This window comes from Nonomuraea polychroma (assembly GCF_004011505.1).
GTDB classification, from domain to species: domain Bacteria; phylum Actinomycetota; class Actinomycetes; order Streptosporangiales; family Streptosporangiaceae; genus Nonomuraea; species Nonomuraea polychroma.
In genome coordinates, this window is sequence record NZ_SAUN01000001.1 from 11,017,394 (window position 1) to 11,033,877 (window position 16,484).

General features: G+C 67.5%; 9 protein-coding genes. 7 read left to right on the forward strand and 2 right to left on the reverse strand.

All coding sequences use genetic code 11. The annotated features are described in order from the left end of the window. The first annotated feature begins 1,168 nt into the window (after positions 1-1,168). The 5 genes from EDD27_RS51450 (at position 1,169) to EDD27_RS51465 (ending at position 9,034) form a co-directional block, all read left to right on the forward strand. A complete protein-coding gene (locus tag EDD27_RS51450) occupies positions 1,169-2,845 on the forward strand; it encodes an MmpA family trehalose lipid delivery protein (protein WP_127939977.1) in 1,677 nt (558 codons plus the stop codon). Positions 2,846-2,935: 90 nt separating this feature from the next. Beyond that, complete coding sequence (locus EDD27_RS58205; protein WP_277750863.1) at positions 2,936-3,067, forward strand: hypothetical protein; 132 nt, start codon at positions 2,936-2,938, stop codon at positions 3,065-3,067. 8 nt (positions 3,068-3,075) lie between these two features. After that, the gene (locus tag EDD27_RS51455) at positions 3,076-3,873 is read left to right on the forward strand and encodes a glycosyltransferase (protein ID WP_127939978.1); all 798 of its coding nucleotides are present in this window, start codon (positions 3,076-3,078) and stop codon (positions 3,871-3,873) included. Beyond that, entirely contained in the window at positions 3,870-4,991 is a 1,122-nt protein-coding gene (locus tag EDD27_RS51460) for a glycosyltransferase family 4 protein (RefSeq protein ID WP_127939979.1), read from the forward strand. The genes EDD27_RS51455 and EDD27_RS51460 overlap by 4 nt, the downstream gene beginning before the upstream one ends. After that, on the forward strand, positions 4,988-9,034 hold the full coding sequence (locus tag EDD27_RS51465; protein WP_164904156.1) for an alpha-(1->3)-arabinofuranosyltransferase domain-containing protein: 4,047 nt from the start codon (positions 4,988-4,990) through the stop codon (positions 9,032-9,034). The genes EDD27_RS51460 and EDD27_RS51465 overlap by 4 nt, the downstream gene beginning before the upstream one ends. On the opposite strand, the gene EDD27_RS51470 is transcribed toward EDD27_RS51465, so the two are convergent. Next, positions 8,958-10,145, reverse strand: coding sequence for an acyltransferase family protein (locus tag EDD27_RS51470; RefSeq protein ID WP_164904157.1), 1,188 nt, complete (start codon positions 10,143-10,145; stop codon positions 8,958-8,960). The two genes, EDD27_RS51465 and EDD27_RS51470, sit on opposite strands and share 77 nt — an antisense overlap. Next, positions 10,142-10,861, reverse strand: coding sequence for a class I SAM-dependent methyltransferase (locus EDD27_RS51475; protein ID WP_127939982.1), 720 nt, complete (start codon positions 10,859-10,861; stop codon positions 10,142-10,144). Before EDD27_RS51475 ends, EDD27_RS51470 begins: the two co-directional genes overlap by 4 nt. 202 nt (positions 10,862-11,063) lie before the next feature. Here EDD27_RS51475 and EDD27_RS51480 point away from each other — a divergent pair, with 202 nt between their 5' ends. Together EDD27_RS51480 and EDD27_RS51485 are read left to right on the forward strand one after the other, a co-directional pair. Further along, positions 11,064-11,636: a hypothetical protein gene (locus tag EDD27_RS51480; protein ID WP_127939983.1), complete on the forward strand. Its 573-nt coding sequence runs from the start codon at positions 11,064-11,066 to the stop codon at positions 11,634-11,636. A gap of 839 nt (positions 11,637-12,475) precedes the next feature. Next, positions 12,476-15,994: a hypothetical protein gene (locus EDD27_RS51485; protein WP_127939984.1), complete on the forward strand. Its 3,519-nt coding sequence runs from the start codon at positions 12,476-12,478 to the stop codon at positions 15,992-15,994. The last annotated feature ends 490 nt before the right edge of the window (positions 15,995-16,484 follow it).

Consider the following 16,484-nt stretch of genomic DNA (forward strand, 5'->3'; position numbering starts at 1 on the left):
GGCGCCAGGTCCGGCTGGAAGCGCCCTAGAAATGCTGGAGATCACAATTCCTGTAAGCTCAAGATTTCCCGCCTGTCGCGCCTATGAGCCCAGTGCCTCGCACTGTATGTCGGCGCCGAGGTCGCGAGCGATCGCCGCAGCCTCGCCCATCGGTCACTGTACGGAGCTCAACAGCAACTCGGTGGCCCGTTCACATGGGCTCTCGGGAATAGTTCGTCAGCGCGGCCACGACTCACACCATTCCAGTTTTGGGAGCCTCCAACCCACCCGAAAACTCGGGTTCAGTATCCGCTCTCCTCCTATGCGTTTCCAGCTATTCAGCGCTTCGTGCATCAGTGGAGATGATCGCTGACACAAGCCGATTCGACAAGAGCAAGCTCGGAAATCCAGATTTCCGGACTGGAGGCCGTGGCGCTCTCTGGGCTTGACAAAGGGAGACAAGAGCGTTAGTTCCAAGAACTTCTTGGCAGCCCCACACCGGATGATCACTCATGGTGATTGTCGGGACACGATTTGTCGTCAAAACTTCCCTCTTGTCAGCCTCAATTCCCTAACCGACAATTGGCGATCGGTGATCAAGACCGGCAGAAAGGGCTGGCATGGGTCAAGGTTATCCAAGACTTAGGCGTCGGCATACGGCGCATCGTAGTGCCCTGGATACCATGCCAATCGACCATCCGGAAGTCAGAGCTTGCCGCACGCAGACTCGGGCCCAATGCTGTTAAATAGCAACTCATCATGGTCTTTGCTGCGCGGCCGACGGTGTGGGCAAGAGCGTGACGGTCGGTGGACCCGCGTACCGGATGCCCTAGTCGGAGGGGCATCGCTCACGGTAGCTGCTCTTGCGAGAGCGTTTGACGGCTCGCGGGTAGGGACGGTGGCGGTGGCGAGGGTTCACGTTCCGTTGGTGCGCGACTTGGTGGAGGGCCCGGGTCCAGGAGGCGTCGGGTAGCTCAAGGGGAAAGGGCCGCGCGGTCGATGACCGGAGCGGCGCACGATGCGGACGATGCCCAGGACTTGATCCGGTTGGGGGTCGATCCAAGCCGCGGTGGCGGCGGTGCAGACCGAACAGCCCTCAATCACATGCCCGGCTCTACGGATTCAATCTGTGCAACCCTCAAGGGACAGGCCGGGAATGTCTGTGGCTGGGTTGTGATGTCATAGCGGGATGCCGCAAACCAGGAGAGCCGGGGCAGCCTGCGCGTTGCTCGGTCTCGTCCTGGGCTGTCTCTCGCTGGGGCCCGCGCTGGGGTGGGGGTTCGTCCTCGTCCAGGACATGGTGTTCGTGCCAGAGCCGCGTTTCTCGCGCTTCACCTTCGGGCTCGCCGGCGGCGCGCCGCGGGTCGTGCCGAGCGACGCCGTCGTGACCGCGGTGGCCGCGGTCCTTCCCGCGGAGCTGGTGCAGAAGGCGGTCCTGCTGGGAGTGTTCGCGCTGGGCTGCGCGGGCGCGGGCCTGCTGGTGCCGTCGGCCGCGCTGGGGCCCAGGCTGGTGGCGGGGGCGTTCTACGTGTGGAACCCGTACGTCGCCGAGCGACTGCTGATGGGGCAGTGGGCGCTGCTGCTGGGTTACGCCGGCCTGCCTTGGGTGGTGCGGGCGGCACGCGGGCGCCGCGGCCTGGCCGTCGCGATGGTGCCGGCCGCGGTGGGTGGGTTCGCTGCGATGGCCGTTACCGCGATCACTGTCATCCCCTCGGCCTGGTACGCCCGGAGCGGCGAACGCTCAGGTCAGAGAGCGGTGACACCTGAGGGCCACGTGAGCGCGACCGCCGACCACAGCCGCCACGGACGCAGGATCGCGGACACTGCGCTGGCGGCCGGCGTCGTCCTGGCATTCAGCCTGCCCTGGCTGGTGCCCGCACTGGCCCGGCCCGAGGCGCTGAATGGTGACGGCGTGGGCGTGGACGCGTTCGCCGCCCGGGCGGACGGTCCCTTCGGCACGGTGGGGAGCCTGCTGTCGCTCGGCGGGGTGTGGAACGCCGATGCGGTGCCGGCCGGGTACGACACTCCGGTCGCCGCCCTGGCCAGGTTCGTGCTGGTGCTCGCGGGGATCGCGGCAGTCGCGCGCGCCCGGGACCTGCCCGGCAGGGCGGGGCTCGCCATGGCGGCGGCCGTCGGGTTCGCGATCGCCTGCCTCGGCGTCACCGCAGCCGGCCGGGCGGCGCTTAGGTGGCTGGTGGAGTTCTGGGGCGGGTTCGCGGTGCTGCGTGACGCGCAGCAGTTCGTGGCGCCGCTCGCCCTGCTGGCCGCCGTGGGGCTTGGGCTGCTCGCCGCGCGGGCCGCTGCCGAGGGCGGGCGCCTGATGCGGGCCGGGGTGTCGCTCCTGGTGCTGGCGCCGGTGGCGGCGCTGCCGACGCTGGCCTGGGGGGTGTTCGGCCGGCTGGAGGCGGTGGAGTATCCGCGGGGCTGGTTCGAGGCCAGGGCGGCGATTCTGGCGGACGCGGCGCCGGGGGACGTCCTGGTGCTGCCGTTCGAGTCGTACCGCAGGTTCCCGTGGAACGGCGGGCGGGCGGTGCTCGACCCGGCGCAGCGATTCTTCGCCGCGCCGGGGCGCGAGGTAGTGGCCAACGACTCGGTACGGGTCGGCAGCATGGTCGTCGCGGCCGAGGATCGCCGGGCACGTGAGGTGGAACGCGTACTAGATGGATCTTCTCCAGACCTTGCCGCAGCGGGCTTCCGGTACGTCGTGGTGGACGCGGGGACGGCCGAGGAGCGTGACCGCTTCGCCCGGTGGACTCAGCGGGCCACTCTGGTGGTCGATCGGCCTGAGCTGCAGTTGTACAGATTTCAAGCGCCTGCCACGCTTGCGCCTCGGTTGATCACCCCACTTGATCAGCGACTTTATTAAAATTCAGTCTAACTACTAGCGAGTAAGGAGAATTGGTTCTAAGTTGGGTGCGCTCGGGTCATTGCCGCCTCAAAGGAGGAATTCTCGGTGATGAAGATCCTCTTAGCAGCGATCATCGGGGTCGCCCTAGCCGCACTGGTGGCGACCGTCACGACCGTGTCGCTCACCGGTGCCACGGCCACACCGGTCAACCGGCCGCTCTACAACTACGGCGACCGGTAACACGTGCCATGCCGCCCTCCCGTCGAGGGGACGAGAGGACGAGCCGACCGACACTGCTTGAGATCGTCGTTCCCGCGCACAACGAGGAACGGCGACTTCCTGGGGGGCTCCTGCAGCTGTGCGCGAAGCTTGCCCGCCTTCCGTTCCCCACCGCTGTCATCGTCGTGGACAACGCCAGCACCGATCGCACCGCGGAGATCGTCAGGAGCTGGCCGCAAGAGTCGGTCCCGGTACGGCTCGCCGAGTGCACCACGCCCGGCAAGGGAGCAGCGGTTCGCGCCGGACTGCTGGAGACCACCGCGCCCTTCGTCGGGTTCTGTGACGCAGACATGGCCACCGACTTGCGGGCCGTCGAGCGCGCCTTTGGGCTGCTGCTCTCCGGCGAGCGCATCGTCATCGGCTCGCGCGCGCATCCCCTGGCCGAGGTGGAGAACCGGCACAGTCCTATCCGAGAGCTGGGGGCGTTCGGATTCCGCGCGCTGGCCAGAGTGCTCGTGCCCGGGGTGAGCGACACCCAGTGCGGGTTCAAGTTCTTCGACGGGTTGCTCGCCCGCGAGATAGCCGCCCGGCTGCAGACCGACGGCTTCGCCTTCGACGTCGAGCTGCTCGCGCGCTGCGTCGCGGGCGGCGTCTCGGTGCTGGAGATCCCGGTGACGTGGCATGATATGCCCGGCTCGCGTTTCTCTCCGGCCCGGCACAGTCTGGGCATCCTGCTGGAGCTCTGGCGGATCTGGGCGCGGCTGCGCGCGGAGTCGCGCGGGGCGCTCAAAGTGAAGCAACCATTGGACTCCGTCGGATATCCGTGAACATCGCCATCGTCAATTGGCGCGACCCATGGCATCCCGCCGCAGGGGGCGCCGAAGTCTACGCCTGGGAGCTGGCCAGGCGCTTCGCGGTCGGCGGCGACCGGGTGTGGTTCGTCACGGCCCGCTCGCCCGGGCAGGCCCGCGAGGAGATCGTCGAAGGGGTGCGGCTGGTCCGCATGGGCGGGCCGTTCACCGTATACCCCCTGGTGCTGCTCTGGATGTTATGCCGGCGCGGCCAGTTCGACGTGGTCTTCGACTGCCAGAACGGCATCCCGTTCTTCACGCCGCTGGTGGCGGGGCGGGGTACCAGGGTGTTGTGCGTGGTGCACCACGTGCACGACCGGCAGTTTGCCGTGCACCTGCCGTGGTGGCTGGCCGCGCTCGGCCGGTTCCTGGAGGGGCCGGTGTCGCGGTGGGCGTACCGCGGGCGCGAGAGCGTGGCCGTGTCGCCGTCGACCGTGCACGCCATGCGGGAGCGGCTTGGCTGGCGCGGGCCCATCCATCTCGTCCCGAATGGGGTGTCCGACCGGCTGCGGGCGCCGCGCGAGAGGGCCGCGCGGAGCCCGCGGCCACGGCTCGTGTGCGTCGGCAGGCTCGTCGCGCACAAGCGGGTGGAGCTGCTCCTGGAGGCCGTGCCCGAGCTCAGGAAGCGCTGGCCGGACCTGGTAGTGGACGTCGTCGGCAGGGGGCCGGAGGAGGCGCGGCTGCGCACCGCGGCGACCGATGGCGTCGTTCTCCACGGCTACCTGTCGGAGGAGGACAAGGAGCGGCTGGTCTCCGCCGCATGGCTGCAGGTCAACACCTCTCAGGGCGAGGGGTGGGGGCTGTGCGTGCTGGAGGCGGCCGCGCTGGGGGTCCCGACGGTGGCGTACGACGTGGACGGGCTGCGCGACGCGGTGCGGCCCGGCGAGACCGGTTGGCTGGTGCCCGAGGGCGGGGACCTCGCCAAGGGCATAGCCGCGGCCATCGACGAGCTCACGGTGGCCGCAGACACCTATAGCGTGAAATGTCGGGAATGGGCAGCTCGGTTCTCCTGGGACCGCAGCACAGCGCGGCTTTCCGCCCTCATCCGTCGGCCTCCTACCGCCCTGGCCGTCCTGCAGTGGGAGGAACTGTGACCGAGCGGGCGGGGCATCGGCTGTGGCTGGCGATCTGCTGCCTCGGCTTCGCCGTGCTGTCGTTCACCACCAAACCCGGCAGCATCATCCCCGACACTAAGCTCGACCTCGCGCTCGACCCGATCGGGTGGCTGGAGCGCGTCGGCCACCTGTGGGACCTGCAGCACTTCGGGCAGCTCCAGAACCAGGCGGCCGGTTACGTGTTCCCGATGGGGCCGTTCTTCGCGCTCGGAGAGCTGGCCGGGCTGGAAGCCTGGGTGACCCAGCGGCTCTGGCTGACGGCGCTGCTCTGCCTGGCCTTCCTCGGCGTGGAGCGGCTGGCCAGGCAACTCGGCATCGGCGGTCCCGGAACCAGGATCGCCGGTGCGCTGGCGTACGCGCTGGCGCCGCGCACACTGTCGATCCTCGGTGAGATCTCGATCGAGTGGCTGCCCGCGGCGATGCTGCCGTGGATCCTGATCCCGCTGCTCACCGCGGCGGAGACGGGGCAGCGTGGCCGGGGCGCGATCAGGTCCGGGCTGGCCGTGGCGCTGTGCGGCGGCGTGAACGCGGTGGCGGTGCTGGCCGTGCTGGTCGCCCCCACCGTCTACATCGTCACCCGGCCGCGCCCCGTGCCGCGCTGGCGGCTGCTCGCCTGGTGGACCGGCACCGTGTCGGTGGCCACGCTGTTCTGGTGGCTGCCGCTGCTCCTGGTGGGCCGCTACGCGTTCTCCTTCCTGCCGTACACCGAGACCGCCTCCACCACTACGCAGGTCACCTCGCTGACGAATGTGCTGCGCGGCGCCTCCGACTGGGTGCGCTACCTGACCGTCAACGGCGTCACCACGCAGCCACCCGGGTACGAGATCTCCACGTCGGCCGCCATGGTCGTGGTCACCGGCCTGCTCGCCGCGCTCGGCCTGGCCGGACTGGCCCGGCGCGACCTGCCCGCCAAGGGCTTCGTCATCATCCTGTTTCTGATCGGCACGGCGGCACTGGTCGCCGGACACATGAGCGCGCTGGAGCCGGTCGTCGCCGAGCCCGTGCGCTGGCTGCTCGACGGGCCGCTCGCGCCGCTGCGCAACCTGCGCAAGTTCGATCCCCTCGTCCGGCTGGCGCTGGCGTTCGGCCTGGCCCACTTGCTGGCCGGGGCGCGGCTGCCGATCCGGTCGGTGGCCGTGGCGTCGTTCGCCGCACTGGTGCTGCCGGTCTTCAACCAGGGACTGGCCCCACCCGGCGAGTTCAAGGAGGTGCCGCTCTACTGGCGGCAGGCCGCGGCGTGGCTCAACCAGAACGCCGGCGACGACGGGGTGCTCGTCGTGCCCGGCGCCAAGTTCGGCGAGTACCTGTGGGGCCGGCCGATGGACGACCCACTGCAGCCGCTGTCCACCGCCCGCTGGACCGCCCGGCAGGTCACGGCGGCCGGCTCCGTCGGCATGACCAGGCTGCTCGACGCCATCGACCAGCGGCTCACATCGGGCCACGGCTCGGCCGGGCTGACTGAGGTGCTACGCAGGATGGGCGTGCACTACCTGCTCGTCAGGAACGACCTGATGCGGGCCAACCTGCAGGGAGCGTGGCCGTCACGGGTCTACGAGGCGCTGCGCGAGTCGCCCGGCATCACCAAGGTCGCCTCGTTCGGCGGCGAGGTGGGCGACACCAGCACCGACGACGCCGTCGACTCGGTGGACTGGCCCTTTCCGGCGCTGGAGCTGTACGCGGTGTCGAACAGCACCGGCCTGGTCAGCGTCCAGCCCGCCGCGGCGGCGCTGGAGGTGCGCGGCGGCCCGGACTCGTTGCTGACGATGGGCGACCTCGGCCTGCTCGGCGAGGGCCCGGCGTTGGTCAACGGCGACGCGGCCAAGCTCGACCTGCCCACTGTGGTCGGCGACGGGCTGCGGCTGCGCGAGCGGCAGTTCGGCGAGATCAGGTCCAACTGGTCGCCCACCCTGACCGCGGACCGGCGCGACGACTTCACCGGCGTCAAAGAGCTCGACCTGCTGGAGGACGGCTGGCTGGAGGAGACGGCCACCGCCGAGTACGACGGCATCGCGGACGTCACGGCCTCCTCCTCGGTCGCCGAGGCGGACGCCGTGCCCGGTCTCAGCACCCCCGGCCGCGGCCCCTGGGCTGCGCTGGACGGCGACCTGGAGACTGGCTGGGAGAGCGGTGGCTGGAAGCGGCCGCAGAACGAATGGCTCAGGATCGACCTCCGCCGATCCCAGGAGATCCCCCGACTGCAGGTGACCTTCACCAACAACCTGCTGATCGGCCAGTCGGTCCGGCAGGTGGCCGTGGAGACCGAGGGCGGCCGGCTGGTGCAGGACGTCGCCAGGAGCAACGACGCTCAGTCGCTCGACGTGCCCGCCGGGCCGACGAGCTGGGTGCGGATCAGGGTGCTCGGCACGTACGACGCGCGGTGGAGCTTCGTGCAGCGGGTCGGCATCACCGAGGTCGCGATCCCCGGGATCCTGCCCGGCCGCACCATCAGGCTGCCGGGCCAGGGCGGTGACGTCTTCGTCATGGACCGCGGGCTGGACGAGCGGCCGCGCTGCATGCGCAACTGGGCCCGCTGGGTGTGCAATCCGCTGCTAGTCAGGTCAGGGGAGGAGGGTGCCGGGTTCGACCGGACGTTCACTTCGGAGTCGGGGCGGAAGACCACCCTGCGGGGCTCGGCGGTGCTCCGGGACGTCGCGCTCGTCGACCGGTTCACCCGGCTGAGCGACGACCTGACCACGGTGACCGGGTCGTCGGCGATGAGCAAGGAAGCGGTGATCGCGCCGAGGTCGGCGTTCGACGCCGACAGCTCCACCACGTGGGTGCCTTCGCCGGAGGACGCCGAGCCGACGCTCACACTGGGTTGGAAGGGCAAGCGGACCGTCTCGCAGATCCAGGTCGCCCGCCCCGGTGGCGATCGGCAGGCGCTCGACGTGATCGTGACCGGCGCCAAGGGTGAGGTCCGCAGCGGCCGAGTGGACGCCGGCGGGACGCTGCGGTTCAAGCCCCTCACCACGAACGGGCTGAAGTTGCGCTTCCACCCCGCCTCGCGCCGGCTCCAGGTCACCGAGCTGGTGATCCCCGGCGTCAGCCCGGCGAGCCGACCGGCCGGGCCGGAGCTCCGGCTGAGCTGCGGGCTGGGCCCCACGCTCCAGGTGAACGGCGAGGCCGTGAAGACCAAGGTCACCGGCGCCTACGCCGACCTGCTGGAGCGGCGGCCCGTGCAGATCACCGCGTGCGCGCAGGTCACGCTGCGGGTGGGGGACAACCGGGTCCGGGTGGCCGGCTGGGAGCCGTTCGCCGTGGAGAACCTCGCGGTTGGCGCGCTGCCGTCCCGGCGGGCGGCCGAGGAAAGCTCCGCCGCCCGCGGCGCCTGGTCCTCCGTCGAGCGGTCGGTACGAGTGACTGCGCCCGAGGATTCCTTCCTCGTGGTCAACGAGAACTTCAACGCCGGTTGGCGGGCCGAGCTGGACGGCCAAGAGCTGCGTTCCATTCGGATCGACGGCTGGAAGCAGGGCTGGCAGCTGCCTGCGGGCACGGCGGGGACGATACGGCTGACGTACGAGCCCGACCAGCTCTACCGGCTCGCGCTCGGGCTCGGCCTGGCCGGGATCGCGCTGCTCGTGCTTCTCTCCCTGGTGCTGCAAGGCCCCCGCCCCGAGCACATCAAGGAGACCGCCCCCGCGGCGGACTCGCGGCTCTCGCGCTGGCGCGTGCCGTATGTCGTGGTGCTAGGGCTGGCTTTCGGCGGCTGGGTGGCGAGCTGGCCGGGCATGCTCGTGATGCTCGCCGCGGTCGTGGTCACCCTTTGGGTGCGGGTGCGCCGTCGGCACACGCACTGGGCGCCGGCTGGCCTCTTCGGCGCGGCGACGGTGGCGCTGGCCGCCGGGGTGTTCCTGCGTAACCGGGGCGTGGACGTCGATCCGCTGCTCGATCAGGTGCCGCAGCTCCTGTCGTGCGCGGCGATGGGGTCGCTGTTCGGCCAGCTCGTCACGGCGCCGGAGCCGCCGGCGCAGGAGCCTGAGGTTCCGGCCGAGCAGGAGGTGCTGACCGCCACCGGCGGCTGAGCCGGAGCGCGTTCTCCTCGACGAGGTGGTAGCTCACTGCGCTCACCAGCAGCGAGCCGACGAACGTGGGCACCGCCACGCCCACGAAGTCGCCGCTGAACACCCGCTCGCCGGTGATCTTGTAGAAGAGCGTGATCACCGGCGCGTGCCACAGGAAGAAGCTGTACGAGATGCGCCCCAGATAGGCGGTCACCGGGTTGCCCAGCACCCGGTGCGGCAGCGTGTCGTGCCGGGAGCCCAGTGCGAACGGGGCCACCACCAGTACCGCCACCGCCGTCTCCAGCACCATCCGCCAGACCGACTGCGACAGGGTGGGCAGCGCGAGGGTACGCGGCCCGGCCAGCTCCGTGCTCAGCACCGCGAACAGCAGCAGCGCCAGCACCAGGAGCTGCGGTGCCAGCGCGTCCACCACCTCGCGCCGCTTGATCCACACCGACAGCACGGCCATCGCCATGCCGCAGGCGAAGAAGATCAGGTGGTTCGGCAGCCACAGTGCCAGCTGTGGCTGATCGAGCACGTGCGAGACGACCACGCCGGCCAGTGAGATCAACGGGAGCACCGCGATGCCGCCGAGGAGCCTGACGGGCCGGTTGCCGCCGCGCGCCCACCGATGCAGGAGCCAGGCCAGCACCGGCAGGACCAGGTAGAAGGCCATCTCGATGGGCATTGTCCACATCTGGTAGAGCCCGTCGGGCGCCCGCTCCTGCTCGAAGTAGTTCTGCAGCAGGAGCAGCCACCTGAGCCAGCCCGTCCAGTCGAGCGTCCCCCAGGCCCAGAGCGCCACCGCCGTGACCAGCCAGTAGGCGGGCAGCACTCGCATCGCCCGCCGCCACAGGTAGCGGCCAACCTGCGGCGACGGCGCGTCCTCCAGCACGGCACGGGCCCAAGGCCGGTAGAGCAGCAGCCCGGACAGCAGGAAGAAGATCGGCACGGCGATGCCGAGACGGGCCGTCATCCAGGGGAACATGCCCTCCCGGTAGATCATCCCGGTATTGCCGCCCACGTGCAGGACCCAGACGCCGAGCGCGGCCAGGGCCCGTATGCCATCGAGCGCGGCGTCCCGCCCGGTGGCCGGACCTTCGTGAGACGGGGCTCCCCCGGCGGCTGTCACCGGATCTTCCTGAGCACCAGGACGAGGTTCCACGTGACGAACTCCCTGACGACGGGGACCTTGACCAGCAGGCGGCACCACCACGGCAGGTACCGCGGGAAGGCGTCGACCAGCTCGACGTCCTGCGCGGACGCCGCCCAGCGCAGCCCCTGCGCGACGGAGACGGGAAAGAGCGAGCGCCTGTAGCGATTCTTGGGCGGTTTGCCGTGCACCCGCGCGTACCGGCGGGCGGCGTGCTCGCCACCCAGATAGTGCCAGGGCGAGGTCTCGTGCCCTCCCCACGGGGAGAGCCAGTTCGTGTACGCGAGGAAGATCAGCCCGCCCTTGCGGGTGACCCGGGCCATCTCGGCCGCCATCCGCCACGGGTCTGGAACGTGTTCCAGCACATTGGACGAGAAGCACACGTCGACCGACGCGTCGGCGAGCGGCAGGTCCAGGGCGCTGCCCAGCACGCCGCCCCCCGGTGCGCCCTGGCCGGTCAGCTCTCCCGCGTCCACGTCCACGCACACGCACCGGGCGCCGACCCGCCTGAAGGCGTCGGCGAAGTATCCCGGGCCGCCGCCGACGTCGAGTACGGTGGCGTCGGCCAAGGACACGTAGTCCAGGAGTTGGGCGGCGGTGTCGGCGGCGAGGGTGGTGTAGTACGCGTCCGGCGTGGTCTGCTCTGATCTGAACGCGCGGAACAGCCGGATGGACCTGGCCAGATCGGCACGCATGCCCGCGACTCCCGTCCGTGAGAAGACACCCAGAATAGAACGTGTTCCGATGCCTGGGTACAGGTAATCAGCAGGTGACGTCAAGACAGACTGCTCCTCCAGGTGCACGGACGCGTTGCGCAGTTACCTGATCGCCCGAGCGCCACACCCGCGGCCATGATCGAAAAGATACGCCGCACGTTGGTCCGTAGAATCCGCGATTTTGGAAGCCATCAAGCAGGCCTTCGGCGTCGGCCAGGCCCGCGACACCGCGCGCCGTGCAGCGCACCGTCCCCCCTTCGGGTTGACCGCCCACAACATTGACGATCTGCTGGTAGGCCCTGCACGGCCAGCACGACCGCGACCTGGCCGCACACGCGATGCTCGTCCCTGGTACGCCACGAAGACCACCATCTCCACCGCCGACGCCCATGGCGCCCTGCGCCGCGCCTTCATCACTGCGAAATGTCGGAGAGGTCACCGTGACCAGCTAAACCCGAGGAAATCCTGGCCGACCTGCTGGCCTGGGAAGACGCCGCGTGACTCTTATTCAGACCAGCAAAAGTTGGGTCTGGTCGGATCAGTTCTCATCGGCAAGAATGGCAATTTTGTTACCAGCACGAGCGATGATCGCGGCGCCTGTCAGTCAGAAAGCCGGAATTTCCTATTCGAGCTCTTGCCAAGCGAAATGGAGCAGGCGATCATCATACCGACAGGCAGCAGCAATCGTATCGCCGCCGTCGCGACATTACTAGTCGGAAGGCTACTGATAAGCGAGGAACGGGGACATGGCTAGATGTTGTCATGCGTAAGGTCGCTCGTCAGCGACGTGCTCGATGGGAACGAGCGTGCCGTCCTGGACGGTTCGGGCGACGCAGGCCGCGGCGTAACAAGCCGCCCCCGCAATGACATAAGGCAACCTGTGTGCAGATGAAGTCGGCCAGGTGGGCCAAGGCATCGAGACGGTGGTGGGCGCGGCGCGGTACGGCGGCGGCGCTCCCGTTCGGGGTATCGAATCCTGACGAGGAGCCACTCATTCGCCAAGGCTCCCGCGAGCCCGCAGCGGTCCGCACCGTCAAGACGGGGAAATCTCAATCAATGAAGACTTCAGCCGGTACGCGCTGTGCCGCTCGCGTCAGCTCAGGGGAGAATCCGCCACACCGTCCCAGGGCAGATCGGAGTGGTAAGGGTGCGGACTTTGCCATCAGCGATGGTGGCATCAAAAACCGCCGTCTTCTCGGACGTCTCGCACCAGTTGCCGTAACCCCCCAGGTTCTGCTGAGTATACGGCGGAATTGTCGCTCTCGGTCGGCCGTCTTCTCTCCACGTCACGACCACAGACTTATCTGTCTCGTTCTTCACGAAAAGTTGCTGGTCGGCACGCGGCTGGCAGCCAACGACGAAACCTAAGCTTAGGACCAGAACGAAGGTCGCACTTGGGAAGTTAAGGCACGCTTTTCCTGTAATCATGTCCACCCTGCCAGCATGAAGCCATTTTGAAAAAATAGCACAAATTGCCCATAGCGTCAAGATTCTACTTAAGAGCACCCAGCAGCTACGCTCCGCCAGGCTCCCGAATACTAAGCCGACAAGAAAGGCGTGATTATGCACCCCTCACCTCGGTGGGGCCGGCTGATGGCCGCCGCCGCAGCCGTCCTTTTATGTGCGATCAACCCGTTATATGTGATCAACCCGGCACATGCTGTGACTGGAGACTCCGAGTCATCCATCCTTCACGCCAGCCCGCCGGCCACCGGCCCCGTCGCCGCCCAGAAGACGCCCGACCCGCCTGACCGGCCAAAGCGTGAGCGTCCGGACTTCGGCGAAGCCGACAAGCTCTCCCGCGCGTGGGCGCGCAAAGAAATCTCCGTCGACAACTACATCCGATTGTCGGTGGAACGCCTGTCCAGGCCTGAAAGCCTTCCGAAACATCTCCGGTCGGACGGCGACCTCGGCGAGACGACTGGACTGGCGATGGCTTACGCCCTCTCACTCGCGCCCCAGGCAAGCACCCAGACGCGCGCCTGGCTGAAGGACGTCCTCGTCGCGCGGGAACACAGCCGGCCGGAAAGGTCGACAAGCGCCGCAGTCAACTGGCCGGAATGCGGCTCGGTCCAGTACAAGTTCCTGGCCTACTGGTTCGACTGTCTGCACACCATTGCCACCACGCCGCCGATCAAGTTCTACTACAACATCGACGGCGTGAGCGGGCGTAGCGTCTGTAGCGGCAGCGTGTGCGGCTGGGAGCCACTCGACGGAGTGCCGGCGGTCGACGCCGACGGGAACAAAATTCCGGATGCCGTCGACGAGATGATCGCATCCTCGACGACGGCCGCCACGCAGTACCGCAACTGGGGATTCGAGGTGACCGGGCCGGACATCTCGATCTATGCCGGGGTCAGCACCAACAACAATCCCGGAATCACGTTCCCTACGGGAGACGTGATCAACGGCGGGCCGGTCATACTCCTCCCTCCGGACCCGGCCGACGGCAACGGCTCCATTTGGTACACCTATCTTCCGCGTCACGAGCTTTTCCATGCATTCCAGTACCACTACATGTCCGTACTGCACTTTCTCGACGCGGTCGATGCCATTAACTGGTGGATGGAGGCGACCGCCGAATGGGCGGTGCACCAGGTATACGTGAAGACGGGCGCCACCGCGCCTGGCGCGGATGCGTACGCCCGGAACGTGGGCACTTTCCTCAGTAAGCCGCAACTGGCGATCGACGCAACCGACGGCCTCGGCGGATCCCGGCAGTACGGGGCCTTCCTGCTTCCCGCGTACCTGACCGAGCTTACCGACGAGCAGTTCGTGCTGGACACATGGAAGGCCATGCCGGACAAACTGCCTCTGAGTGCGATCGCACAGGTCATGGCCGGACGCGGGCGAAATCTGCCAAATGACCTATTGGGCTTCGCAATCGCCAACTACCGACTGGGAGCGGATTCAGACGGGCTCGGCGACTTCCTAGGAGCGAACGCTGGATACGCCGATCCGGACGCCAGCCTCGTCTGGTCGAATCTCCTGCCAGGCCTACGTCCTGCTCGTGCCGCCCAGCGAAGCTTGGCCTGGGGAGGCTCGGTCAGTTGGCAGCCGCCAAGCGAGAACGAGCAGATCTCCCATGGAGGCTCCTCCTACTTTGATTTCCTCCCACCGGCAACTGGGCAAGGACAGCTGAAGATCCACGTCGATACCTCAACTGGGGTTCCCCACCCCGAGTTCCGCTACCTGCTGGTTGTGTGGAACGACTTCATCGGTAGAAAGCCGCTACGCTGGGCGCGCGTTGACGCCACCGGGGACGATCAAGCCAAGGACCTAATGGTCTCAATCAAGGGCGGAGAGGTGGCAACGCTGATCGTCGCCCGCACAGACTTTATGGTGGAGGCCGATGGCGACCCGATCCCTTATCCGGTGACCTGGCAGGCCTCACTCACCAATGGCACCGTCACACCCCCCGCAGGGCCCAACCTCGCGCTCAACAGCATGTGGACTCGGCACGGCGACCGCGCCGGGTACGAACTCATGTGCGGCAACTGGAGCGGCGGTGACGGCACTCAGTCAGTCGTGCTGCCCAGCGGAAAACGTGCGTGGTTCTTCTCGGACACATACCTCGGGGACTCACAGTACCGCCCTACCTTCGACCGAAGCATGCTGCGCAACTCGATCGTCGTGCAAGATGGCCCAGATCCGGCGAGCGCCACTTTAAATACCGTCACTGGCGGAAACACCTGCAAAGAAAGGGATACCTCCCTTCCCATCGAACAGCGCTATGCATGGACGCCCGTGCGGGGTAACACCACAGGTCCCGACACGGGCGGCGACTACTACTGGAGCGCCACCGGTAAGGTCGTGGGCAACAATCTCATCTGGTTTTACCTCAAGGGCGGAGGCCTGGCGTTCAAGAACACCAGCATGGCCACGATCCCGATCAGCCGCCTGGAGACCTCCAATACCGTCAACGTGGTCCCACAGGATCTCCCGGCCTTCTCCTACTACGGGTCCGACAACCCCCTTGTATGGGGCGACGCCGTTGTCGACGATCCCGACGGCTACACCTACATCTACGGCTGGGGCGTGGTCGACGCGAACTTCAACAAGAAACCCTTCCTGGCGAGAGTTCCACGAACGAATCTTACGGACTTCAACGCCTGGCGCTTTTACGCTGGCGCCGGCAAGTGGTCCACGGACGGGGGAGCCACCGGGCAGACCAAGGCGGTCCCGCTCAACACCCGCTATACGGACGCCATGTACAGCGTCGTGACCCTCAACGGCCGACATTGGATCGTGTCGCTCGACCCGAAGACTCACGAAGTGGTGGCCTACCCCTCCACTACTCGGTACGGCTTCACCACGGCCCGGGTCAAGCTCTACACTCTGCCCGACAAGATACAGCAGGCGCCCGACTTCAAAATAGTTTACGATCTACACCTACATGAAGGGCTGTCATCGGACAGCAGCGCTGTGGTGATCTCCTACAATGTCAACTCCACTGGAGTCACCCTGGGTTGCCGTGCGGAGAATGACTACGAGCCGTCCATCTACCGGGCCCGCTTCGTCAATATCCCGAAGGCGAGTTTCGATCCCAGCGCTGCGACGACCACCGTGGCCCCGATATCCGCGAGCGTCGTTCCCGACACCGCAGCATACAGAAGCGACCGCCGGGAGATGCGCGGAGCCAAGTACACACCATTCCCGGACAAGTTTGCTGCGGACGGAATACCCCCCAATCAGACGGCGGCGAGCATCATGCGGCTGAACGCTCTCCAGGTGGACAAGAGTTACTACAATTCCTGGAGCTACCAGAGCGATACCGACAAGGCGAACAACCACGTCGGCTGCCCCTACATTGCCGCGCCGACCGACTTGGCCGCTCACGTCCGCGACGGTGCATGGGGATGGGTGGATCTGACCTGGAGTCATGTTGGACTGGACGTCGGGTACAAGGTTCACGAATACAACGTGACCGAGAATGCCCGGCGGCATTGGCCGTGGGACTGGACCTTTGGCCCGCCGCGCCTCATTGCCCCGCTCGATGACTACCCCGCGGACCGGGGTGACCTCTTCGAGTGGTATCTGGTTCCGAGCAATATCTGGCTGCAGCCGGAGAAGACGCAATCCAACTCGGTCCGAGGCAAGATGCCGCAGTAATCCGCCCCACAACGTCGCAACCGGCCGCGCCTCCGCGCCCAGGCGGGAGTGCGCGGCCGTCTATCGCCTTCCTTAGCGGTGTGGCCGAGGCACCACAAGCCCACACGTGTTGGGCGTGTCTGGGTTCCAGAAGTTCACAAGCACAGCTTTTCCAGCCGCGGCTTAGGCGCTTCCATCGGCGGTCGGGTCAGCAATGGCCAGTTCTACACGGTCACCGCGTAGCATTCTGCGATGCTTACGTGGCCCCGGCACGATCTCGAAGACGGGGACGCCCTCGGGCATGCCGCCGAACTCCCTACGAAGAGACCGGCAGAGGGCTCCATAAGCACGCGCGCGGTTTGGGAGGCACTCATCGCTGAGTACGAAAAGGAACATCAGTGCGGAGACGCGGCCCTTGCCGTCAAGCCCAGGAGCCGCAAGCGGAGAGCAAGGGGCGAACCGGCAGTGTTATCGGGCGCGCCTGGACTGGTCAGCCAGTCTCTGGTTGGGG